The sequence below is a fragment of the Clostridium lacusfryxellense genome (assembly GCF_018861735.1).
Lineage (GTDB): Bacteria > Bacillota > Clostridia > Clostridiales > Clostridiaceae > Clostridium_AD > Clostridium_AD lacusfryxellense.
This window is the reverse complement of sequence record NZ_JAHLEB010000009.1, coordinates 1-24,827: the sequence shown is the minus strand read 5'-3', so window position 1 is coordinate 24,827 and position 24,827 is coordinate 1. Positions and strand designations below refer to the sequence as shown.

Annotated in this window: 25 protein-coding genes; 6 read left to right on the top strand and 19 right to left on the bottom strand. The window is 31.1% G+C overall.

Features of this window, described 5'->3' with window-relative positions; genetic code table 11:
- The first annotated feature begins 4 nt into the window (after positions 1-4).
- From KPL55_RS07295 to KPL55_RS07280, 4 genes are all read left to right on the top strand, one after another.
- Positions 5-943 (top strand): M15 family metallopeptidase, encoded by a 939-nt coding sequence (locus KPL55_RS07295; protein WP_216306051.1) that lies wholly within the window; start codon positions 5-7, stop codon positions 941-943.
- 4 nt (positions 944-947) lie between these two features.
- Positions 948-2,063 carry an amidase domain-containing protein gene (locus KPL55_RS07290; RefSeq protein ID WP_216306050.1) on the top strand — a complete coding sequence of 372 codons (1,116 nt, stop codon included), beginning with the start codon at positions 948-950 and terminating at the stop codon, positions 2,061-2,063.
- A 40-nt stretch (positions 2,064-2,103) separates the two neighbouring features.
- A complete protein-coding gene (locus KPL55_RS07285) occupies positions 2,104-2,403 on the top strand; it encodes a hypothetical protein (RefSeq protein WP_216306049.1) in 300 nt (99 codons plus the stop codon).
- A 176-nt stretch (positions 2,404-2,579) separates the two neighbouring features.
- Entirely contained in the window at positions 2,580-3,026 is a 447-nt protein-coding gene (locus tag KPL55_RS07280) for an RrF2 family transcriptional regulator (protein ID WP_216306048.1), read from the top strand.
- A 188-nt stretch (positions 3,027-3,214) separates the two neighbouring features.
- Here the strand turns inward: KPL55_RS07280 and KPL55_RS07275 are convergent, their stop codons facing one another.
- The 9 genes from KPL55_RS07275 to hflX form a co-directional block, all read right to left on the bottom strand.
- On the bottom strand, positions 3,215-4,480 hold the full coding sequence (locus tag KPL55_RS07275) for an aspartate-alanine antiporter-like transporter (protein ID WP_216306047.1): 1,266 nt from the start codon (positions 4,478-4,480) through the stop codon (positions 3,215-3,217).
- 544 nt (positions 4,481-5,024) lie between these two features.
- Positions 5,025-5,273 carry a hypothetical protein gene (locus KPL55_RS07270; RefSeq protein ID WP_216306046.1) on the bottom strand — a complete coding sequence of 83 codons (249 nt, stop codon included), beginning with the start codon at positions 5,271-5,273 and terminating at the stop codon, positions 5,025-5,027.
- A 188-nt stretch (positions 5,274-5,461) separates the two neighbouring features.
- Positions 5,462-6,202, bottom strand: a complete 741-nt coding sequence (locus tag KPL55_RS07265; RefSeq protein ID WP_216306045.1) for a YebC/PmpR family DNA-binding transcriptional regulator — start codon at positions 6,200-6,202, stop codon at positions 5,462-5,464.
- A 170-nt stretch (positions 6,203-6,372) separates the two neighbouring features.
- Positions 6,373-7,038, bottom strand: a complete 666-nt coding sequence (locus KPL55_RS07260) for a YigZ family protein (RefSeq protein ID WP_216306044.1) — start codon at positions 7,036-7,038, stop codon at positions 6,373-6,375.
- A 45-nt stretch (positions 7,039-7,083) separates the two neighbouring features.
- Entirely contained in the window at positions 7,084-7,743 is a 660-nt protein-coding gene (locus KPL55_RS07255; protein WP_216306043.1) for a HEAT repeat domain-containing protein, read from the bottom strand.
- Positions 7,744-7,785: 42 nt separating this feature from the next.
- A complete protein-coding gene (gene pdxR / locus KPL55_RS07250) occupies positions 7,786-9,192 on the bottom strand; it encodes a MocR-like pyridoxine biosynthesis transcription factor PdxR (RefSeq protein WP_216306042.1) in 1,407 nt (468 codons plus the stop codon).
- A 26-nt stretch (positions 9,193-9,218) separates the two neighbouring features.
- Positions 9,219-10,115, bottom strand: a complete 897-nt coding sequence (locus KPL55_RS07245; RefSeq protein ID WP_216306041.1) for a nucleotidyltransferase domain-containing protein — start codon at positions 10,113-10,115, stop codon at positions 9,219-9,221.
- 153 nt (positions 10,116-10,268) lie between these two features.
- Positions 10,269-10,808, bottom strand: coding sequence for a hypothetical protein (locus KPL55_RS07240; RefSeq protein ID WP_216306040.1), 540 nt, complete (start codon positions 10,806-10,808; stop codon positions 10,269-10,271).
- 124 nt (positions 10,809-10,932) lie between these two features.
- Complete coding sequence (gene hflX, locus KPL55_RS07235; RefSeq protein ID WP_216306039.1) at positions 10,933-12,723, bottom strand: GTPase HflX; 1,791 nt, start codon at positions 12,721-12,723, stop codon at positions 10,933-10,935.
- A 121-nt stretch (positions 12,724-12,844) separates the two neighbouring features.
- Here hflX and hpt point away from each other — a divergent pair, with 121 nt between their 5' ends.
- Positions 12,845-13,369 (top strand): hypoxanthine phosphoribosyltransferase, encoded by a 525-nt coding sequence (gene hpt / locus KPL55_RS07230; protein ID WP_216306038.1) that lies wholly within the window; start codon positions 12,845-12,847, stop codon positions 13,367-13,369.
- A 77-nt stretch (positions 13,370-13,446) separates the two neighbouring features.
- On the opposite strand, the gene yunB is transcribed toward hpt, so the two are convergent.
- A complete protein-coding gene (yunB, locus tag KPL55_RS07225; protein ID WP_376770429.1) occupies positions 13,447-14,121 on the bottom strand; it encodes a sporulation protein YunB in 675 nt (224 codons plus the stop codon).
- A gap of 217 nt (positions 14,122-14,338) precedes the next feature.
- Between yunB and KPL55_RS07220 the strand changes: the two genes are divergently transcribed.
- Positions 14,339-16,744 (top strand): transglycosylase domain-containing protein, encoded by a 2,406-nt coding sequence (locus KPL55_RS07220; protein ID WP_216306037.1) that lies wholly within the window; start codon positions 14,339-14,341, stop codon positions 16,742-16,744.
- Positions 16,745-16,793: 49 nt separating this feature from the next.
- Here KPL55_RS07220 and spoVAE read toward each other — a convergent pair whose 3' ends face one another.
- From spoVAE to KPL55_RS07175, 9 genes are all read right to left on the bottom strand, one after another.
- Positions 16,794-17,153 carry a stage V sporulation protein AE gene (gene spoVAE / locus KPL55_RS07215; protein ID WP_216306036.1) on the bottom strand — a complete coding sequence of 120 codons (360 nt, stop codon included), beginning with the start codon at positions 17,151-17,153 and terminating at the stop codon, positions 16,794-16,796.
- The gene (spoVAD, locus tag KPL55_RS07210; protein ID WP_216306035.1) at positions 17,154-18,170 is read right to left on the bottom strand and encodes a stage V sporulation protein AD; all 1,017 of its coding nucleotides are present in this window, start codon (positions 18,168-18,170) and stop codon (positions 17,154-17,156) included.
- 6 nt (positions 18,171-18,176) lie between these two features.
- A complete protein-coding gene (spoVAC, locus tag KPL55_RS07205) occupies positions 18,177-18,629 on the bottom strand; it encodes a stage V sporulation protein AC (protein WP_216306034.1) in 453 nt (150 codons plus the stop codon).
- A 219-nt stretch (positions 18,630-18,848) separates the two neighbouring features.
- A complete protein-coding gene (gene sigF, locus KPL55_RS07200) occupies positions 18,849-19,601 on the bottom strand; it encodes an RNA polymerase sporulation sigma factor SigF (RefSeq protein ID WP_216306033.1) in 753 nt (250 codons plus the stop codon).
- Between the two features lie 10 nt (positions 19,602-19,611).
- Positions 19,612-20,040 (bottom strand): anti-sigma F factor, encoded by a 429-nt coding sequence (gene spoIIAB, locus KPL55_RS07195; protein WP_216306032.1) that lies wholly within the window; start codon positions 20,038-20,040, stop codon positions 19,612-19,614.
- Positions 20,041-20,053: 13 nt separating this feature from the next.
- On the bottom strand, positions 20,054-20,389 hold the full coding sequence (gene spoIIAA, locus KPL55_RS07190) for an anti-sigma F factor antagonist (protein WP_216306031.1): 336 nt from the start codon (positions 20,387-20,389) through the stop codon (positions 20,054-20,056).
- A 313-nt stretch (positions 20,390-20,702) separates the two neighbouring features.
- Positions 20,703-22,004: an acetyl-CoA hydrolase/transferase family protein gene (locus tag KPL55_RS07185; RefSeq protein WP_216306030.1), complete on the bottom strand. Its 1,302-nt coding sequence runs from the start codon at positions 22,002-22,004 to the stop codon at positions 20,703-20,705.
- Positions 22,005-22,430: 426 nt separating this feature from the next.
- The gene (locus KPL55_RS07180) at positions 22,431-23,798 is read right to left on the bottom strand and encodes a hypothetical protein (protein WP_216306029.1); all 1,368 of its coding nucleotides are present in this window, start codon (positions 23,796-23,798) and stop codon (positions 22,431-22,433) included.
- Positions 23,799-23,848: 50 nt separating this feature from the next.
- Positions 23,849-24,827 (bottom strand): 4-hydroxyphenylacetate 3-hydroxylase C-terminal domain-containing protein (locus KPL55_RS07175; protein ID WP_216306028.1); only part of this gene is annotated, 979 nt, incomplete at its 5' end.

The following is a 24,827-nucleotide window of genomic DNA, read 5'->3' as shown; positions in this document are numbered from 1 at the left end:
AACAATGAAAAAATTGCTTTTTTCCACGTTACTTATTAGTTTTATTTTCAACACATGCTTAACGCCGGAATTAACTCTCGCTGAAGTTCTTCCGATTGAACAAAACATTAATAGATATAATGTAACTATTAAGCAAGATATTCTATGCCTAATGATTGCTTATCCTGAACATATTATAAACATTGATAAAAAAAATGGATTCGTTTACCTAGTTTTGAAATCTGGTAAAAAACTACTCTATGATGATAAAACACATAAAACTCCAGAAAATAAACTTACAAATCCAGATCTTCAAGATACATTAGAACAAACTTATCCTCTTACACCAATCAAAACTTTAATGAAAGATAATTTTGATCCTGGTCGCTGTAGATCATATGGATTATTAACTGAAGTTTATGGATCATCAAAACAGGTCATAGAATCAAAACTATCAAGGGTTAGTTTTGGATCAAATAATTATCAATTTAATAATAGTAGTAATGCATCAACTTCGCTGAAAGAAGTTATGAAACAATTAATTCCACTTGCACAATCCAATGCAAATGTTAGAAAGTGTCTTTTCCCTTGCAGCGGTACCTTTAATTACCGGTTAATTTCAGGAACAAACAGATTAAGTCCGCATGCCTATGGAATAGCTATAGATTTAGCAAGTGATAAAAGAGATTATTGGAAATGGGCTTCTAAATCTGAAGGTGAAAAAAGACTAGCTTCATATTCTAATGAACTTGTAGAAATTTTTGAGAAATATGGTTTTGTGTGGGGAGGAAAATGGTCGCACTTTGATATTTTGCATTTTGAATATAGACCTGAAATAATTTTAAAATCTCGTTTCTTTGCAAACTCTATAGATTCGAAAAAACATTGGTATGAAGGTGCACCTACAGATCAAAATGATGTAAAAAAGATTATAGAAAAAGTCGACAAAATATTAGGAGTATAATATTATGCATATTTATAAAATAAAAGGATTACAATCGTATAAACTTAAATTATTTATATTTATAATATTTCTTCTACTATTACAGGTTTTTGTTACTAGTTACGCAAATGCCGCTACGGATGATGAAAAAAAGCAAGTTACCACTTACATTGAACAAATTTTTCAAAGAAGAAATAAAGCTATTCTTAGTGGGGACTTAAAATTGATACAATCACTTTATAATATGGACACAAAATATGGAACATGGGCATATGAATATGAAAAAAAGAAAATGGATTATATTAATAATTGGGCAGAAAAGCAAGGTGTAAGATTCACTGAAATTATACCAACTGTAATAATTAAAAGAATCAAAGGTAGTAATGATAGTTTTTCAGTTTATTTGCTTTCATCCACAGAATATAAGTATATATATGAAAATCAACCTGGAGTTGAAAACACTTCAAAAATAGGAACGTATCATAACTTACAACTAATGAGCAAGAATGGTTCATGGGTAATTTCTAAAGAATGGTATAAAGATCCTTTTGCAAATTCTTTAGATCTTGGTAATATAAAAGCATCCTCAATTAAAGATTATATATTAGCTCAAAACGCTCGTGATTTTTCTACAATAGATAGTAAAAGATTAAAATCTATAGAATATGCGCAAGAATATTGCGGTGCTGCAAGTTTAGGTAAATATGAGTATAAATATAATAAAAAATATAGAAACTATAATCCTGAAGGTGGAGATTGCGCCAATTTCGCATCACAAATTCTTTTTGAGAGTGGTAGATTCAAAAAAAATCGTGCTTGGAGTTATGATAAAAATGGAGCAACAGGTTCTTGGCTCAATGCAGATGGTTTTAAAAAATATATGATATATAGTGGTAGGGCAACAGTAATTGCTTACGGTAGTTATGAAAAGGTATATAAAGCAAGTTATAAGTTATTACCTGGTGATTTCGTAGCATATGAAAAGAAAAAAGATATCACCCATATTTCTGTAGTTACAGGAGCTGATTCAAAAGGTTATTCTTTAGTTACCTGCCATAATTCAGATAGGAATAAAGTACCATGGGATCTTGGATGGAGCGACAAAAATATTAAATTTTGGTTAGTTAGAGTCAATTATTAGTATAAAAATAAAACATAGATTATAAGGAGATGAATGTTATATGAAAACTGAAGAACAAATTAAGTCAGAAGTAACTAGGCAAGTTATCGACAGTATGAAAACAAGTTTAAATGAGGAATTAACCGAGGTGGAAAAAGAGTTCGAGGAAACCTATAAAAGTAAACTTGAACAAGAAATACAGTATACATTAGAACTTGCAGAGAGCGGGCTCTCACATAATTCAACTAAAACTATTAAAGTAGAGAATAAAAAATTATTGCAGCAGTTAGATAATATTAGGGGTGAAAAAACAAAAGTTGAAAATAAATTGAAAACATTAAATGAATTTGAAAACATATAATCTCACTTTTGATCATATCTTAGTAACTAATCATAGCTTAGTTACTGCTATACCTTTGGTCAACTATTGTTAAGTTGACTTATTCTTATCAGTATAGTATCATTTAATTTGATGAATAAATATTTTTTTATGCATTATATGTATATCTTAATATTAATAAGGAGAATTAACTGAACATGAATATTTCTACTAAAGGAAGATACGGTTTAAGAGCAATGGTTGATATCGCTGTGAATTCATTTGGAGATTATATACCCCTAAAGATTATCGCTGAAAGACAGTCAATTTCAGAAAATTATCTAGAGCAAGTTTTTTCAATACTTAGAAAAGCAAAACTTGTAAAAAGTGCGAGAGGTTCACAAGGCGGTTATACACTTTCTAAAGAAGCCTCAAAAATCACAGTAGGTGAAGTTTTAAGAATTCTTGAAGGAGATTTAAATATTGCAGGAGACGATGATGGTTCCTTAGGAATTGATAAAACCATAAAAGTTTGTATAAACACTCTTGTATGGCAAGAGGTTAATGAACAAATTAATAAAGTTATGGATTCAGTAACACTCCAAGATCTTGTAGAAAAATATAATAGTCTTAATACAGAATATACTTTGGATTTTATAATATAAATGAGGAATAATAACACATAAATCACTGGTGTTATTATTCTTCATTTATTTTTTGTTTTTATAATATATGATTAAATCATATAGATTTATTCACTTATACAAATTAAAATGAGGAGTACCAAAATGGATATTAATATCCATTTTGATACTCCTCGGTTTTTATAGTTTTGCTCAATGATTTGTATAATTTATGTCACCATATGAAGTATTATTACAAATATTACTGTGAACAAGAGACCAAAAGGATAGGTTGCTCCATACCCCGCAGCAACTTCATCAGTCTGAGTTGCATCAATTGCAGCTCCAAGACCAGGTGTACTTGTCATACCTCCACATATAGCACCAGCAATAATAATCCAGTTCATTTTAAATATATATCTAGCTATAACGAATCCTACAGATAATGCAATTAGACCAGCTCCAAAAGAAATTAGGGCAAGTTCTGCACCACTTCCGCCAAGCGCTGCTACAGTTTCATATCCATATTGCAAACCTACTATAGCTAGGAATAATGAAAGAGATAAATCTCTTATTGCCGAAAGCACCTCATTATTCATTCTAAATGTTAGAGGTCCTATTTTACCAATATGACCAAGCCATAATGACATTATAAGTACTCCACCAGTTGATCCCAAACTAAACCATTTAATAAATGGGATATATATGTTTATTGAACCAACAAAATATCCAACTAAACAGACTACAAGAAATGAAACAATATCCATCCCTACTTCTTTAATATCTTTATCTTTACCATCTTTTTCAGTTAACGATTTCATTTCTAACTTAAATCTCTGTTTTTCCTTTTCTACATCCATTTTAAATATTACAGGAAAAAAATTCATTGCAATAATTACTACTAAAACACCTGGTGCATATCCAATAGCATGTCCAAGACCAACTTGTGCTTGTGCTACAACGCCATACTTAGCCGTTGATTCTAAAGCGGCTGCTAGTGCTGGTGAACTTGTTAAAGCTCCTGTATAAACACCTGCAACTGCGAAATTGTTTTGTCCTGTAAATATAAGTGTAGCAATATAAGTCATTAATGCTCCTGTACCAGTAATAGCAGCTCCTAAAAAAATAAATCGTGCGCCATATTTCCTGATAATCTTACCTAAATCTTTTGCTGCAAGCAATCCAACTGAAGCAATGAATAGTATCAGTGTGAATGTAAAAAGAGTGTTACTAATTACTCCATTAGTAAAATAATTCATAGCATATTTGGGAGCATCTGCAATTAAACCTTTTTTTGGATCATTAGGATCTAACATAAACGGTACGCAGTATTTAGAATAGAGCAACCACCCAAAGAATATTCCAGTAAATAATCCTCCCGATTGTCCAAGATTGAATTTCCCAATTCTAACCTTTCCTAATAATAATCCTGTAAGTGTCGCTAAAAACATTGGAACAAATGGATTTGTTAAAAATGCGATTAAGTCAAATTTCATTTTTTATGCCTCCTCTATTAGATATGTAGATTTTGATTGCAATAAACATAATAATATAGTATGTTATATAATTGCTAGATATGTTAAGTATTTAACACATTTTAGCGATGTTAACTATTTGTTTTTTTTGTTTATAACTAGTGTTTAATTATCTAGCTTTAATTTATGTATTGTGCGTTATATCCCCCTAATATAGACTTAGCAAAAGTTATGCCAAATCTAAAACTCACTGTTTCTAATGAATTATAATGTTGTGAAAAAAAATATTGCAATTTTGCAACATGTATTACAAAGATATTTATTCGTTATCATTGTTAAACCCTTAACAGCTATAGATTCTCTTGTTAAAAAAATAACTATGCAATAATGCAACACGTTGCATTATTGCATAGTTATTTTTAATGCAATCATAAGCTATCTTAGCTATACAAATGTCATCCTTATATTAAAAAAAATAAAAAAGTTCAGTATAATTGAACTTTTTTTATTTTTACTATTAGGAAAATTGTCTAACGCATTAGCTTGGTCATATTTTTATTATTCATTAAAATAATTGTTTCACATTATCAACAATCAAAGTAAACATTAATAGAATATAAGAAAGAATATCCGTTAATACGGGTATCGTTATACCTATTTGTTCAAGCACATATATTATAAGGAATATACCAAGTACTATGCTTAATATACTTCCAATCATTTTAAATACTTTAATGCCAAGATAAGCAAGTAATATAGCTAATGCAAACATAATTATAGTATTCATATTTATATTAGAAAAATCAACATTCATAAAAGCACCTCCATTCTTATAGCATTATACCTTAAACCTAATAGTCTAGCAAAGGTAAAATCTCCTAGAACTAAAGATAAAGTATGAAGAAAATTAAAATACCATTGTATTATATCAATAAAAAATCAATATAATACAATGGTAAAATAGTCATCTTAAACGTTTACTAAACTAATTGATCTTAAAATTTATCCTATATACTCCTCTGGGTACTCAGCATTGTGATACACATCTTGAACGTCTTCATTATCTTCAAGTGCATCTATAAGCCTCTGAACTTTACCAGCTCCTTCTAGGCTAACAGGAATCATATTATCTGGAATCATTGTAAGCTCTGCTGACGCAAATTCATATCCCGTTTCCTCTAAAACTTCCCTTACTTGCCCAAAAGTCTCTACCGAGGTTATAATTTCAAACATTTCTTCTTCTGCGTTAAAATCTTCGGCTCCTGCTTCGAGAGCAGCCATCATGATTACGTCTTCATCCATACCATCTGTTCTTTCTATAATAATTTGTCCTTTTTTAGCAAACATCCAGCTTACACATCCGGCGGCACCCATATTCCCAGCATGTCTATCAAAAGCATGCCTTACTGTAGCAACACTTCTATTTTTTTTATCTGTTAGTGTAACAACTACAATAGCAACACCTTCTGCCCCATATCCTTCATAAACTATTTCTTCATAATTTACACCCTCGAGTTCGCCTGCTCCTTTTTTAATTGCTCTTGTTATTGTGTCTAGTGGCATATTGTTATATTTAGCCTTTGCAACTACATCTCTTAGATGAGAATTAATTTCTAATTTAGATCCACCATTTTTAGCTGCCATTATTATTTCTTTGCCTAATTTTGTAAAAACTTTACCTCTTATAACATCAATTTTACCTTTTTTCTGTTGTATGTTGTGCCATTTTGAATGTCCTGACATTTAAAATCCCCCTCAACTAATTATTTTATATGTTAGATATTTCTAGCAAACCATAATATATAGCAATACTTCTATGATTAGTTATAAGTACATTACTTTGCCATTATATCACATAAATAATAGACTTTTCAAATGAAATTAAATGAAAAATAACCGTACCTTATTATATTCTAAAGAACAGAGTTTATAATTTCATCATCATATAATCTATATTCTAATTTAAAGTACATTTTTATATCTGCTTCTTCGAATAAGGCTTTCCCTGAAGTGATCTCAGTAACTTGAGACTTCAATTTCTGTAGTTTGCTAAATTCACATAATATTTTAATTCTTACTTTTTCAGTATACTCAACGTCTTCTATATAAAAATTTTCTTTAGCACAGACATGTTGTAGCTTTCCTAGTAAATCATATTCTATAATTATTTCAATTAAAATGCCTTCAACCTTTTCAACTATACCGGCCTCTTTAATAGCTAGAGAGGCACCTTTTGAATATGCCCTTGCAAGACCGCCAGTCCCTAAAAGAATTCCTCCGAAATATCTTGTTACCACAACAGCTACATCTGTTATATCACTTTTTTTTAAGACCTCAAGCATGGGTATCCCACCTGTGCCTTGAGGTTCACCATCATCACTATATCTTTGAACTTCTCTATTGGCACCAATTATATAGGCATAAACATTGTGCCTTGCCTGTTTATGTTTACTTTTAACAAGACTAATAAATTCCTTAGCTTCATCTTCACTTTCAACTCTTTTCCCATGTCCAATAAAAATAGATTTTTTCTCTTTGAATTCAGCGATTGATTCATCTTTTATAGTAAAATAACTCATTTAAATTCTCCTATTGCTACCAAATATTCTATATTTAATTTTTGTCTATATTTGCTCCATTAGCAATAAAAAACTTTGCGCAGCATCACTTATATATTTTTTGTCAGTGTTATCATATAAATTTTTTATTTTTGTAATTGCTTTTTCACTTTTTATTTTACCTAAAGATTTTATTGCATATGTTATTACTTGGGGATTTTCATCCCCAAGTGCTCTAATTAGTGCCGCCTCTGCTCTCATATCTCCCATTTTACCCATAGCAGAAACCGCCATTCTACGTACATTTATGTATTTATGAACAGATGCCTTAATTAAAATATTTAAGCAAGACATTTCTTTTAATTCTCCTATTATCCATACTGCAGCCTCTTTGTCTTTAGGGTGCATCTCCACATAACTAGTTTTTATAAGCTCGGTTAATCTATATTTATTATCATCTTGAATTGAATTCAAAAAGTGAATTTTATCTTCTTTTCCAGCTTTAACGATTTGTTTAAAAAGTTCATCGGTATCATTGCTATGAACTAAAAATCTATATTTTATTTTACCATCTATGATATGTTTTTGCACAATGGAGTTATCTAAATTTCTAATTTTACATATTGCTTCCATTGGTTTTCCCTCTAAAAATAAGAAATAAGATATTTCCTCATGTGTATAATCACTAATGTTTAACCAGTCAACATCTACTAATCCTTTTTTCAATAGATTCTCTCCTTATTTCTAATCTTACATTATAGCTATTTTTTACTTACAACTTAATATCTCTGATATAATCCTAATTCCTTCTTCTATTTTATCTTTTCTTATTTCCGAAAAACTTAATCTAAAATAATTGTTGCCTTCCTGAGCATTTTTATAAAATAAAATTCCTGGAGTAATAAGTACTTTTCTGTCCTTACACCTATAAAATAATTCCATAGCATTAATATTCAAAGTAGCATCTATTTTAAAATAAAAATGAATGCCACCTCCTGGTTTATAATAACTAACCTTGCAATGTAATTTTTTTTCTATACATTCTATCATAAAATTATATTTTTCTTTGTACACCATATTAAGATGGCTTATGTGTTCTTTCCAAAGATCTTTATTTATGTATAAGTCCAGTGCGCGTTGCATAAGACTCGAAGTAGATATATCTGTGTTAATTTTTGAATTTTGAATATGCTCTTTTAGTTTCTCTGGTGATATCATATATCCTAACCTTATTCCTGGAAGAAATATCTTTGAAAAACTCTTTATATAAATAACCCTATCATTTACATCTAAACTCTTAAAGCTCTTATATACCTTATTGTCATATATTAATTCAGATAAATAATCATCCTCTACTATATAAAAATCATACAACTCTGCGAATTCTAATATTCTTAACTTTTTGTCCAAACTATAGCTGGCACCTGTAGGATTTTGAAAATAACTCATGGCATAAAAACATCTTATTTTGTTCTTTTTAAGTATCTCTTCAAATTGTGTTAAATTTATGCCATCCTCTAACATATCCACTTCAAATATATTAGCCCTACGCCATTTAAAAACAGTAAGAGCACCGCCATAAGTAGGTTTTTCTACAACAACATTATCATGTATGTTTATTATAGACTTTGACAATATATCAATACCCTGTTGTGCTCCTGAGAGTATTAATATATCTTCAGAACTTACTTTGTTATCCCAAAAGAAACTACTTATACTATTTCTAAGTCCCTCATATCCTAATGATTCCTTATAGGCAAACGCCTCTGTACCATCTCTGTCTAAAACTTCATTTAAGACATCTTTAAATACTGCTACAGGAAAAAATTCACTACTAGTAATTTCACCCGTAAAATCCACGTAATTTTTAAGACTATGGCCAGAAATTTTTTTTAATGTATTAGAGTACTCCTTCTTAAACTTGATGTTTATATCTCTTCGTTTAGCATATGTTCCACTACCCATCTTTTGGTAAGCATATCCCTCAGCTTCCAGTTTCTTATAGGCGCTAACTACAGTCACTTCATTAACTATAAGCATTTTAGATAATTTCCTTATTGATGGTAATTTTTCGCCATCAATAAGGAAATTATCATCAATCAGTTTTTGGATATGATTTGATATTTGTAAATACTTAGGAACTTCACTACTAAATTCTATTTCAAAGTTATTCATATGACCACCTATTTATCCAATTAATATTAAACGTAGTAAACATTTTGTTTAAATAAGATTTTATCCTTTATCATCATAAAATCTCTACTTTCTTTTTTTATAATATCTCTTTCCCAGAGTTTATTAAGAACTTCTTCCATATCTATATTAAATTCCTTAAATAAATCCTCAGCCATAATTTCCTCAGCACTTAAAAAACTATCCTTTTCTCTCATATAATTTAGAAGTAAGGCACAATTGCTCTTGATACTTAAATTTATACTTTCTTCCAAATATGTTATAGTTTCTTGAATTGTATCAGTTGTGTGTGAATTGTTAAAAAACAATTTATCAACACAAATTTTAAATGTATCATCTAAATTTAAAGCCATTGTCATAACATCTTTACTAATCATATATCCTGATGAGTTAACAAATAATCTGGAATACTTTTCTATACATCTTATTGCTGTACTATATGCAGTATATATACCATTGCTGGATAAATATTTTTTACATACTCCAACGTCTTTTAAAAGTTTCCCTAAAAAATACATTCCCCAACGTTCTCTATCTAAATCAGGAAAAAATCTACCGCCATCATATCTTACAGTTATATCAATATCTTTTGAAAATAATAATTTTGAAGATGAAAAAATTCTATGTGCATATCCGCCCTTAATATCATCACAATAAATTTGTATGAATTTTTCTTTACTCATAAGTTTAATATGTACTGGAACGCCCTTCTCCTCGGCATAAATATCCTTAATCTTTTCTAGACTTTCATTAACAATTACAAATAAATCAATATCTGATTCTTCCCACAAATCACCAGTTACCATGCTACCGAAAACCATCACGGATAGAACCGAATCATCAATTTTAATTCTGTCTAGTACACTATTAAAAGCATTTTGATATTGCAAAATAGTTTTTGTCATTTCTTTCACTCCCCCCAAATTCTTATATTATTCCTTTATCGTTTATTATAGCACTACACTTTTCACAATTACAGACATTTTGTTTTTAGTTAAGAAAATAAAGAGAATCAAGTTTAATATAAATAAACCCGTTCTCTTTATAATGCTGACAACTCATTTACAATCGTACTTTGAAAAATTCAACATATTATCTATTTTGCATCGTAAAACTTTAATTATCTCCATAGAGATTTCGTCAACTCCTTGAGCTAAATCTAAGGCATCTTTTATTTTTGAACTGCGGCCAAAATTTGTATTTGCTATGTTAACTGCAGTAATTGCATAACTACTAGATGCAAAGGATAAAACGCTTAGAGCATCTGTTAGTGGTTTTACTTCATTTTCAAAATAAGCTCTTGCTTTAAAATCAAGTGGTAATTTATCCAGTTCAAATTTTAATATATTTATACTTGCGACCTTGTCTGCTAGTACTCTAACATCCATATTATCACATGCATTAGAAGTACCATACGCTTCAGTCGCTCCAGAGGAACTAGAAAATTTTTGCCCAGTGGATCCACTAATATCAATATTCTTAAATTGTTCACTCATATCAGCTATGATTTTTTTTAAATAACTATTTGAGGCCTCTTGTTGATTTGTTTGTTTACTTTGCCTGTTCCCATTATCTGAATTTGATTTTCCCTCTCCCATATCTACTCCTAATCCTGCGATAATGATATATAACTATTATTTAATAGTATATATATATACCAACGATTTTATTACACTTAATGGGTTTTTATTTGTTACAACATTATAATAAAAATATTTTATATTACTGTATTATATATTTTTCACACTTATTATAAACTTCATCGTCACCTAATACTGACATTATTGTTCCTTCTTCACTGTACTCTTCAGAATTAACCTTTGAACCTCTATGCAGATAGGCAACCATTGATTGATCAGTGTATGGTATAAGCACTTCAAATTTTTTGAGTGTGTACGGAAGCTCTTTGCAGGTCTCTACCAATAACTCTTCTAAATTTGTGCCATTTTTAGCTGATATTTCGATGGTTTTTAAATGTTTATATTTTTCTTTGATTTTAATAATATTTTCTTGTGAAGCTACATCAATTTTATTTAGAACTAATATAGTTGGTTTATTAATTGCATTTAATTCTGTTAGTACTCCATCTACTGCCTCTATTTGTAATTCTGCATTGTCAGATGATGCATCCACAACATGTAACAATAAATCTGCATAAACTACCTCCTCAAGAGTAGATTTAAATGCTTCCACTAAATCATGGGGAAGTTTTCTTATAAACCCTACTGTATCTGTTACTGCTGCCACTCTATTATCTGGTAAAATAAGAGCCCTTGTTGTAACATCGAGTGTTGCAAAAAGCATATCTGCTTCGAATACTTTATCTTTTTGAGTTACACTTTTTAATGCTGCTACATCGCATAATGCGTTTCTAAGTGTAGACTTACCTGAATTAGTATAACCGACTAATGATACCTTTGATATGCTCTCGCGACTCCGTTTTTCTCTTTGCACGCTTCTGGTAGTTCTTATTTTTTCTAATTCTTTATTTAAGTCAAATACACTCTCTCTTATTCTTCGTTTATCTATTTCCAATTTTTTCTCGCCAGGGCCTTTTGTTCCAATACCTGCTCCTGTTCTTGAAAGCATTGTTCCAAGTCCCGATAACCGTGGTAATCTATATTTTAGTTGTGCAAGCTCAACCTGGATTTTCGCTTCTCGAGTTCTTGCTCTTCGCGCGAAAATTTCAAGTATTAGTGTAGTTCTGTCTATAACCTTACAGCCAAGAACTTCCTCTAAATTTCTAACCTGAGAACCTGATAATTCATCATCAAATACAACAAGATTTGCTCTTAACGCTTGCCTAATAACCGCAATTTCTTCTGCTTTACCGCTACCTATGTATAAAGCCGAGTCTATTTTATGCCTATTTTGAAGTACAATATCTACAGTTTCCACATTACATGCTCTTGCAAGTTCTGTAAGTTCTACTAAATCTTCTTCACTTTCTATCCCAACTAAAATAGCTCGTTCTGTATCATCTTCAATAATTTCATTTGCTTTCATCAATCTTTCGGTGTGTTTAATCTTGTCTAAAATATCATACTCTATTACTTGAGTTATACTTATTGGGCCCACTTCTTCTTCTATTAAAATGCTTTTATCTATTTCACAAAAACCTACGTTAAATCTTAAGTTATCCTTTTGCGCTGTAACTCCAATAGCGACTATACAATCAAGCTTTAATTTTATTAATGCTGACATATCTAACGCAGATAATCTAGAATTGCCATTTGGATGCGTGTGTATTATTTTAACCCCTGATAATCGACCTTCTCGTATATCAATAATAGGCAGTTCTACAGTGCTACTATCTCCAATTGCCATGCTAATAATCATGCCTTTTCTATCTATTGCTGCACTGACTTCCCTATCTAAATTTTGTGTTACCTCAACTAGTATATCAACCAATTCTTCAGACAAAATACAATCTTTAGAAACTTTTATTTCACATGCCTTTTCCAATTTATCTAAAATCGAATTTTTAACTCCATCTATATTTCCATATATCATAGTACATCACTCCATTCTATTATATTTTAACAAGTTTTCTTATTCTTATACTTGACAACTTCCTTATAATTTTATACCATTGTAGCAAACTTGTAAATATATATAGAAGGCGGGATTAACATTGGATAACAAAAAAAAGAATATTCTTATAACTAAAGACAAAATTGACGAGAGAGTAATTCAACTTGGTACTCAAATTTCAAAAGATTATCTAGGAAAGAAGTTATATGTTCTTTCCTTACTACGTGGTAGCTTTATTTATACCGCAGACCTTGTACGTCAAATAACTGTGCCTACCAAAATTGGGTTTATGACAACCTCAAGCTATGGAGCAGGTGAGGAATCAACCGGGTCAATTAATGTTATAAATGATATACCTGACAATATTGAAGGGTTTGATGTTTTAATAGTAGATGATATTGTTGATACTGGTATAACTATGAATTTTGTTAAATTACGTGTTCAATCTTTAGGTGCTGCTAGCGTTAAGACTTGCGTACTTTTAAATAAACTTGAGAGAAGAACTATTGATATAACACCTGATTATTGCTGCTTTGATATTCCAGATGTTTTTGTAGTTGGGTATGGATTAAATTACGGAGACTATTATAGAAATATACCATACATATTTAATTGGGAAGAATAGCAATCTTAATACAAATAAAAGAAAAAATAAAGTACATTTAATTAATGTGCTTTATTTTTTGCTTTAATATTATTCATCTAATTATTACCGACTTTATAACCTGTACCATTTAAATCTAACTGCACTGCAGTATTAGGTGTTTTACCCACTATTATGGTTTCGGCAATTGGAACTTCATTAGCTACCTCTATATCATTACTCTTCAAAGGGATAATCACTCTTATAGTTGTTTTTACTTTAACATAAATCTTATGCCTCGTCTGATTTATACCTGCACTCTCAAATTCAGATGAATATTTAGTTTCTACATGTCCTATGGGTTGCATTTTTATAGTAACTTTTGGGCCGTAATAAGATAAAATATTATTTCTAGTTATATACCCGAGTGGAACTTTAATTCCAATGTCTCCAAGCTTCATTAATTCCTTTTGAGCTTCTAAAGCAACATCGCAAGCTATTTTATTCATTTTTAGTGTATCAGCTTTTAGCATTACAATATTTCCTTGTTCATCTTTATCTACTCTAATAACATCATCGTAGTTAAATTGATCTGAATATTCATTTATAATTGCTCTGTTCACAATCTCAGTAGCCTTTGCTCTCATTTCCGCATCCGCCACAGCCATTACTGTTGGCATAGCAGTTTGATCAAAAATATATATAAATATTGTAAAATTCATCATGATTATGGCTATAATTATGAATAGTCTAGTTTTAACTTTATTTTTATTTTTAATATTCATTACCTCCATAAAAGTTTATATTTTATTATATGTAACTCCACTCAGGTAAAGAATTTAAATATGATTTCAAATTTCAATACTTTATATTAAAAGAGACTTAAATAAATAACACAATTATATGGTATAATATTAAAAGCTAAATATTGTTATATAACATTATTTTTAGTAGGCAGTATATCTTTTAATAATAGGTATCTGCTTTAGATGAACTCAAGGAGGATACTTGATGGAAAATGATAAAACTACTCAGAAAAAGAAAAAAAGAACTGGGAAACATGTTTTTAAAAACATTGTTTTTACTATTTTAATTATAGGTTTAATATCTAGTGTAGCTATTGGTGGAATAGTGTTAGGCATGATTAAAACAGCTCCTAGTTTAGATATTAATGAATTTTTAAAATTAGATGAGATAACAATATTACTAGATGATTCCGGAAAACCAATGGATGAATATGTTAATTCACAAAGAAGAATTAATGTACCTATTAGTGATGTGCCTGAAGGCCTTCAGGATGCATTTATAAGTATTGAAGATTCTAGATTTAAAACCCACCCAGGGGTTGATTTAAAAAGATTAGCTGGTTCTATATTTAATGATATAAAAATAAAAATACAGGGCAGCAATGAAAGTCTTCAAGGTGCCTCAACTATAACTCAACAATTGGTCAAATATAGAATATTTTTAGAAGATTCTATGGAAAACAGAACTTCTATAAAAAGAAAAGTTCAAGAGATAGCTTTATCACTACAAATAGAGAAAGTTTTAACTAAACCACAAATTTTAGAAACTTACATGAATACTATATTTTTAGGGGGAAATGCACATGGTGTAGAAGCGGCATCAAAACAATATTTTAGTAAGTCCATTAAAGATTTGACTTTAAAACAAACTGCTTTTATTGCAAGTGCAGCTCAAAGTCCTAGTGTTTCATACAATATGGCCTATAAAGCATATAAGAATAATGAGGCTTTTGAATCTAATAGAACAAAAGCTGTTCTAGATAATATGTACAGATATAAAAAAATAACTAAAGAACAATTTGATTTAGCTATGGCAGAAGAATTGAAATTTAATTTTTTAAAAAATGATAAAGCCATGAACTATGAATATTTCTCAAGACCTGCAATCCTTCAGATTGCTAAGGATTTGATGAAAGAATATAATATCAGTAATAAAGAAGCATATTCAATGTTAATGTACGATGGAGTAAAAATTTATACAACAATGAATAGAGGTATTCAGGAATCATCACAAAAGACTATTGATGCATCTGTGCATGGAGATATTCAGGCAGCATCTGTTGTTATGGATTACCACACAGGTGAAGTTAAATCTATTATAGGTGGTACTAGCGCTAATGCTCCATTATCTTATAACAGAGCGGCGTCAGAAGACTTCTTAAGGGCACCTGGTTCTAGTATTAAACCTTTAACAGTATACAGTCCTGCTATTGATTCAAAGATAGCTACAGCTTCAACTGTTATTGAAGATTCTCCTGTACCTGCAGAAGTTGGATATAATCCTAAAAATTCACCTGATGAATATAAGGGATACTTAACTCTAAGAGATTGTCTAAAATATTCTGTTAATGTTGCGGCTGTGAAATTAGAGAATATGATAGGTATTAAAACTGGCGCTGCCTATGGTGAAAAGTTTGGATTACAGCTAGATAACGTAGATAAGACTAGTATGGCGGCCATGTCTCTTGGTCAATTAGATGGCGGAGAATATAACGGAACTAATCCTCTCACTATGGCAGCAGCTTATGGTGTGTTTGGTAATAGTGGTAATCGAACCACTCCGAGATTATACACTAAAGTAGTAGATAGAACCGGCAAAGTACTTCTTGAAACAAAGCCCGAAACTACTCCGGTTATATCTGCACAAACTGCATATATAATGTATGATTTATTGGGGGGACCTGTAGGCCCAGGTGGTACTGGTACAAATGCTGTTTTTAGCGACATGCCTGTTCGCGGTAAAACTGGTACTTCTTCTAATTCAAAAGATTTATGGTTTGTTGGGTTAACCCCTTATTACTCTTCAGCAATTTGGGTTGGAACCGATAAAGCAGATCAAATTAAAGGAATAGGCAGTAATGGCGCTGCTTCGATTTGGGGCAAAATTATGAAATCAGCCCATACTTCTCTTCCTGTTAAAAACATAGAAATGCCATCGGGTATATCACCATTTTCAGTATCGAAAGATTCAGGTGATATACCTAGTGATTTAACTTATGCAGATCCAAGAGGCAATAGAGTCTATTCTGAACTATTTCTTGATGGTACTCAGCCTACTACCCTTGATAGCATACATGTTTCTGCTAAGGTTACAAAAGATCCTACTGGAAAATACGTACTACCATCAGAATTTACACCACCTAATAAAATTGAAACTAGAGTTTTTATAAAGAGAGATTATGTACCTACTGTAAATCTTAAAGACTCTATTTACGTATTACCTACTGCAGTTGATACATTTTCAAAGAAGATTATACTTCCGCCAATTATTCCACCAATTGTTACTCCACCAATTGTAGATCCTTCAATTGTCGACCCTACAGTTGATACTCCTAAAACTGACAATCCCAAAACTAAAGATAATAAAGATAATAAAGATAATAAACGTTAATGTATAAATAAAAAGCAACTATCAAATATAAATATTTGATAGTTGCTTTTTACACTTTACTTTTAGGATTGAATATTAATGCCATAATATATCCGAAGAAAATCGCAGCTGTGATACCACCTGCAGTACCTTTTATTCCTCCTGTAAATGCCCCAATAAATCCAACTTCGTCTACTTCCTTCATAACACTTTTAGCTAAACTATATCCAAATCCAGGTAAAGGGATGCTTCCGCCTGCTTTTCCATACTCTATTACCACATCATATATATTTAGTGCGCCTAAGATTACACCTCCTGTTACAAATACAACTAAGATCCTTGCTGGAGTCAGCTTAGTTGTATCCATAAGTATCTGTCCTATTACACATATAATCCCCCCAACTACAAAAGCCATAATGTAATTAGTCATTTATTCACCCCCAAACTCTATTGATACAGCATGAGCAATACCAGGTATTGTCTCACCTTGGAGACAAGAAGTTGAACTTAGAAGTGCGCCAGTGGAAACTAATAATATTCTTTTAAATTTCCCCTTTAGCATGTTTTTAATTAAATATCCTGTTGCAACCACAGCAGAACACCCGCACCCACTACCTCCTGCATTTGTGCCTTGCTTTTCTGAATCAAAAATCATTTCACCACAATCAATATAATGGCCCTTCATATCATATTTATATTCTAAGAGCAGTTTTTCTGTAAATTCCTTTCCAATAATACCAAGGTCACCAGTAGCAATAATATCATAATCCGAAGGTTTTCTTCCAGTGTCTAAAAAATGCTGCTTAATGGTGTCTACTGCTGCGGGTGCCATTGCAACTCCCATGTTATTCACATCAATTATTCCATAATCTTTAACCTTTCCGGTTGTAACATGAGTAACATATGGAAAATTTCCTTTTTTACCCAATACCATAGCTCCCGCACCTGTAACTGTCCACTGAGCCGTCATTGCTCTTTGACTTCCCATTTCTAGTGGTAATCTAAATTGTCTTTCCGCAGAGGAAAAATGTGATGAAGTAGCAGCTATTACGTAATTAGCTAGGCCTCCCTCCATTATCATCGAACCAACGCTTAATGATTCTGCCATAGTTGAACAGGCTCCATAAAGCCCTATAAATGGTATATCCAAATCCCTAGCTGCAAAACAGGAAGATGATAACTGATTTAATAAGTCTCCAGCTAGTAAATAATTAATATCTGATTCTTTGAGTTTTGCTTTTTTTATACTCTCAGATATAGCTGTATATAATAGACTTGATTCAGCTTTTTCAAAACTATCAGTACCATTAAGATCATGCTCAATGATCTTATCAAAATACTTTTTTAACGGCCCCTGGCCTTCTTTAGGGCCTACTATATTGTATGTACCAATAATTCTAGGTTTACTTTCAATTTCTACTGTTTGAAGACCGACTCTTCTACCCATTTTGAATCACCACCTTATAAAATAATATAGTACACCTACAATTACAGAAGATCCTATCCCATATACTAAAACAGGTCCCGCAATAGTAAACATTTTAGCCGCAACGCCAAAAACAAAACCTTCTTTTTTAAATTCCATGGCTGGTGAAACAATTGAATTTGCAAATCCAGTGATTGGCACTACCGAACCTGCCCCAGCAAAATCACCTAGTTTGTCGTATACTCCAATACCAGTAAGTACAGCTCCTAGGAACACCATTACTATAGAAACATATGTCCCTAGATCATCTTTAGGAATACCTATTTTAGAGAAAATATCACTTATAAATTGTCCTATTACACAAATTAATCCGCCAACCCAAAATGCATTAAAGCAATGCAGTGGCAAATTAGGTTTAGGTATGTTATTTGAATTAAGATTATCGAATTTTTTTCTTATCGTTTTTTCTTCCACCTTCATATAAGGTCCTCCTTATCTTTCTTTAACGTAGACACCAATTGTAAAATTGTATTTATATAATTGTGCATATATAATTTTATTGAAAAAACATGTGATTTGTTTTGTTAGTATTTGCAATATTATCATTTCTAGTCAAAAAAATAAGGTTAAACATAATTATGATGCTTCAAACTTAAAATTGAAGTACCATATTTAAATTTAACCTTATTAATATTCTTACTAAGTTAATTTTTCCTTCATTATTTTTAAAACCTTTTTTTCTATTCTTGAAACCTGCACTTGACTTATCCCCATCATTTTTGCAACTTGAATTTGTGTGTTATCTTTGAAGTATCTAAGCATAATTATTTGCCTTGATTTAGCATCCAATTTTCTAAGTGCTTCTTTAAGTGCAATTTTGTCTAAAACTTGATTATCTTCCTCGTATTTTTCACTTAATTTATCTATTAAAAGGACTGGAGCACCATCATCCTGATGTATTGTATCAAAAAGATATAACATATTACTTGCTGATTCTAATGCATACACTATATCTTCTTTTTCTATATTACTAAAAACCGAAAGTTCATCAATAGTAGGGTCTCTACCCAATTTTTTTGTAAGTGTATCTTTATCATAATGTAATTGCCTTGCGGTATTTTTAACACTTCTACTTACTTTTATAATACCATCATCTCTAAGAAATCTTTTGATTTCACCCATTATCATAGGAACGGCGTACGTAGAAAATTTAACATTATACTTAGTATCAAAGTTATTAATTGCTTTTACAAGGCCAATACAACCAATTTGGAATATATCATCATACTCATATCCCCTATTAAGAAACTTTTTACTTATTGATGCAACTAGTGGCAAATTCATCTCCACTAGAGTATCTAATGCACCAGGTTCTCCATTCCTAGCTAATTGAATCAGATGCATATTATCTTCATAGTTGTAGTTATTTTTTCTTACTATTTTTTGATCCATAATATTCCACCTAACTTAAAGGATTAAATATTTTTTTCATTATTATACTTGTTCCCCTACCTTTATCAGACTTTACTTCTAAACTGTCCATAAAAGTTTCCATTACAGTAAAACCCATTCCTGACCTTTCTAGGTCTGGCCTAGAAGTGTATAATGGTTGCATGGCAAGTTCTAAATTATCAATTCCTTTACCTACATCATTAACTATAACTGTTAACTGTGTTCCCTCAATAATAGCTTCTATAGTAATCATTTCTTCTTCACTTTCATAACCATGTATAATTGCATTTGTAACGGCTTCAGATACTGCTGTTTTAACATCAGTAATTTCGTCAATTGTAGGATCTAATTGCGACGCAAATGCTGCTACTGCTACTCTTGCAAAACTTTCATTCTGCGATTTACTTAAAAATTCGATTTTTATTTTATTGTAACACATATTAATCCCCCCACTAAATGTTGTTTACAGCTTGCTTTACGTCATCATATAACATGATAATTTTAAACATCCCTGATAATTCAAATACTCTCTTCACTGAAGATTTAATATTAGTTACACATACTTTGCCATTCCTCATATGTAACTTTTTATATCTTCCGATAACCACACCAATACCAGAACTATCCATGAATGTAACATCACCAAAATCCATAATCAATTTATTGAAGCTATCTCGTTCTAACCTATCGTCTATGATATTCCGTACTTCTTCAGCACTATGATGGTCTAATTCACCAGACATGTAAACTATCAACTTATCCTCGTTATTTTCAAAATTTAAATGCATTTTTTTCCTCCCGAGTCTTTTGAAATTAAAACATATTTAGAATCGTCTAAATAATGTATCCTTGTTCTATATTCGATAACTTATATGATAATCCTTCTTTTTTTGTAAAATATTTTCATTTCTTTATAAAATACCCATATTTATACTTTTAAATATAATCTATTCTAAATTATTTATAATATTGTATAACATTAAATATTGTTTTATACTATAAAAAATACTAAAGCTTAAATTAAGAAACTCAAGGTGATTAAATAAATTATCATCCTGCATTTCTTAATTTAAGCTTTTTTTTTATAGTTATTTAATTTTACTAAAATTTACAATTGAATCTTTTTTCATATTCTTCTATAAGCATTGGCCTAAAGTCTGGATGAGCAATATTTATAAGTCCTCTAGCTCTATTTTTTAAAGTTTTGCCTTTTAAATCTGCAATTCCATATTCTGTAACTATATATTGAACTTCATTTCTTAGCGTTGTAACTGCTGATCCTTCATCAAGAAAAGGAGCAATTCTAGATATCTTTCCTCTACTAGCTGTAGAAGGTATTGCAATTATAGCTTTACCATCTTTAGCCATAGCTGCCCCTCTAATAAAGTCAACCTGTCCTCCAGTTCCACTAAACTGCTTTAATCCTATGGTTTCTGCATTAACTTGACCCATAAGATCAACTTGAATAGCTGAATTAATACAAACCATTTTACTATTCTTTGATATTATAACAGGATCATTTACATAGTCTACGGAGTACATTTCAACCATTGGGTTATTATTAACAAAGTCATAAAGTCTTTTTGTTCCCATAAGGAAGGTTACAACTATTTTACCTTTATGAAGTGTTTTAGCCTTGTTTGTTATAACTCCGGCCTCAACAAGTTCGACTACACCATCTGATATCATTTCCGAATGTATTCCCAAATCTTTTTTATCTTTTAAGAACAAAAGTACTGCATCCGGAATAGCTCCTATTCCGAGTTGAAGTGTAGAACCATCTTCGATTAATGAAGCACAGTACTTTCCAATGGCTTTCTCAACATCCCCAATCTTAGGAGGATTAAGCTCTATAAGTTCATGATTTACTTCTACAATAAAATCAATATCAGATATATTTATAAAAGAGTCTCCAAGTGTTCTTGGCATTTTATTATTTACTTCTGCAATTATAACTTTTGCACATTCTGCTGCAGTCTTAGTATAATCAACAGATACACCAAAACTACAATATCCATGTTCATCAGGAGATGAAACTTGAATTATTGCAACATCTACAGGCAAATAATTATTTTTAAATAATTCAGGTATTCTAGAAAAGAAACACGGAGTAAAATCCACTCTTTTTTCAGCATAGGCTTTTCTAGTTGGGCCACCTATAAATAACGCATTATGTGTAAAATGCTTATCCATTCCAGGACTTATATACTCTGCCTTTCCCATAGGCACCATATGTACAATTTCAACATCTTCATAAGCATTACAATTAGCAACCATTGCAGCTATAATTTCAGTTGGCTCTGCACAAGCATGTCCTGTAACTACCCTGTTTCCAGATTTTATTTTCTCTGCAGCTTGATTTGCCGTAATTACCTTTGATTTATAAATTTCTTCTAAGTTCATATCTAACACTCTCCCAAAATAAAAATTTTATAACCAGTTCAGTATTCCTACAAGTTCAGTTTCTAAATCTATTAATATTTCCAGAGCTAAAATCAAAAATTTTTTTAAAATACTTTTGACCTGATAGGTCATCGGAATACCTTTTAACACGTATTATTAAATCATTGTGATTTATTTCACAAATATTAACAAAAAAAATAAAAAGGTACCTATATGATGCTACCAAGCTTACAGTAATTAATCAAACCTTTTGATTCCATCTCTTTACACTTATACCTTTTATTATACACCAAATAACTTTACTTGTATATCAAATTGATATTCATTATTTTATCCATTTTAAAATGATAAAAGTAAATAGAAATAGATGATTAAAAACATATCATCTATTTCTATCTACTTTACCTTTTTTTGTATTATTTCAACCTAAATTTTTTCTTTATCAAAAAGTATTACATCTAATTCGGGTTTATTTCCCAAATTAATTAATATGCAAAGTACAATACCTGCTGCCAAGCCCCAAGCTGCACCTCTTGTTGCTACAATAGCAGCTATAATACCAGCTATACCAAGATCATTAGCAGTACGAGCCTTCATAACTCCAACTCTTATAGAAACATATCCTTGAATTAGCATTGTAGATGCAAGTGCAATTCCTAGTATAGGTTTACATAATGAAACTATTGGTAATAACAGATATCCAGTAAGTGTACCAAATCTGAATGAAGCAGCTCCACCAAATATTGAATCCATGGATTCTTTTCCATGTTTGTATCTTTCGCAAATAACAACTTGAATTGCTGCCCATAATGGTCCACACATTGTAAGATCTGGTCCTATTACAGACATTAGCATATTACGAAGTCCAAAAATTATATGGGATCTATTTGGATCATAATCTATAAGCTCATCTGGTCTATCTTTTTTACAGTCCTGAATTAACGCTTGAGATTGTAGCATGTCACCAAATAAAACTATATATGCACTTACAACCATTGGTAGCGCATTTATAAACATTTTAATTGGAGGAAAACCTATATTACCGGACAAAAATGTCCATTGTGTCCACAGGACGCCAAAAGCTGGTTTCGTAATTCCCCATTCTACTTTAGGCCAAGCAGTTTCACCTACTAATGGCGCTAATATTATTGCAAGTGCTATAACTGGTAATATACCTAAATTAGATATTATTTTCAAAAACTTATTTTTATTACAAATACTTTTAAAATGATTTGAAAATAGAAGATAGAAACCTATTCCTACACATACAACTATTGAAATAGGAAATTGGTCAAACCGTGCACCCTTTACAAAAATAATATTTATTGCTGCAATTCCCGATCCCATTATAATGCCTGCTTGCATAGCATTAGGAACAATATGCACTATTTTTTTACCAAGTCCCGTTATTCCTAGGACGAATGCTAAAATTCCTAAACTCATTTCAAAAGCTATTAATGCTTGCATTCTCTGTGGTCCAATTGCATAATCGCTTATATAAAGTATAAGAAGTGGTATAGCTGGTGTAACCCAGCCAGGTACAACTGGATCACCTAAAAATACATGTGCACAATAAAATATACCATTAAGTACAACAACTGCCATTGCTACTTCGAAAGGCATTCCTAAATACTCTTGAAGCATAGGAATAGCACCTAAACAAACCGCACACATTAATAATCCTTGAATATAATCTGGCCATTCAAATTTGTAATGAATTCCAGGGACTCTGATTTTAAATGGCCCAGCTGGTATAAATGGTTGTTCCTTTCCAAATTCTCGTTTCATTGACATATGTCAAACCTCCGATTCTGATTTATCAGTAGTAATTATTTTTTGTTCTTTTATTCTTTAATTCTAGCTATTACTTTTGCAAGTGCCTTTTTATGAGCTATATTGCTTTGTCTTGCTATCATTATTCTTTGAGCTTGAGGAGAACCTGCACCATGCATTGATTCTGTTCTATAACCAACAGCAGCTGTTCCAAGAGCTAAATTTTCAATAAGTCTTAATATTCTCATTCTATTTTCAGTTGTTACAGATGCTACACCCTTTAGGTATTTTTCAAGATAAGGTCCAGTAATTGGATCCCTAAAATCTTTTTCTGCAGGCATAGTTACCATTAGTCCACCAGCAATGTCTTCTGCAAGTCTAACTATTTCGTATGGGAACCTTGTAACATTTTGTTTGCAGACGTTAGCAAGTAACAAGTCTACTATATAATTACCTGACTCAGTTTTATGTCCTTCAGCAGAACATGCTATTCCGCAAGCATATAATGTTTCATTAAGGTGAGTCATTTCTATTAACTTATCTTTAATATGTGATACTTTGCTTGTACCATTATAATCTGCAGCAAGTGCTGTAGCTCCAATAAGTACATCGCCTACACCAGTTTTACATCCGCCATAACTTTGTCTATGATATCCTGCAAATCTTTCAACAAGCATTCCTGCAAATTCAGTTTCTCCGTTTAAGAATATCCTATCATTTGGTACAAATACATCATCAAAGATAACTAAAGCTTCTACCCCACCAAAATTGTAATTACCAACATCGATATCTGCTCCTTCTTCACTCTTTCTTGTATCACAAGATTGACGACCCAAAATCATAATGATACCATCTGTGTTTGTTGGCACTGAGAATGATACTGCATAATCTTTCTCATCTGGTTTCATAGCCATAGTAGGCATAACTAAAACTTCATGAGAATTACATATACCAGTTTGGTGAGCTTTAGCTCCACGAACTACGATACCATCAGGTCTTCTTTCTACAACGCGAAGATACATATCTGGATCTTCTTGTTTTGATATTGCA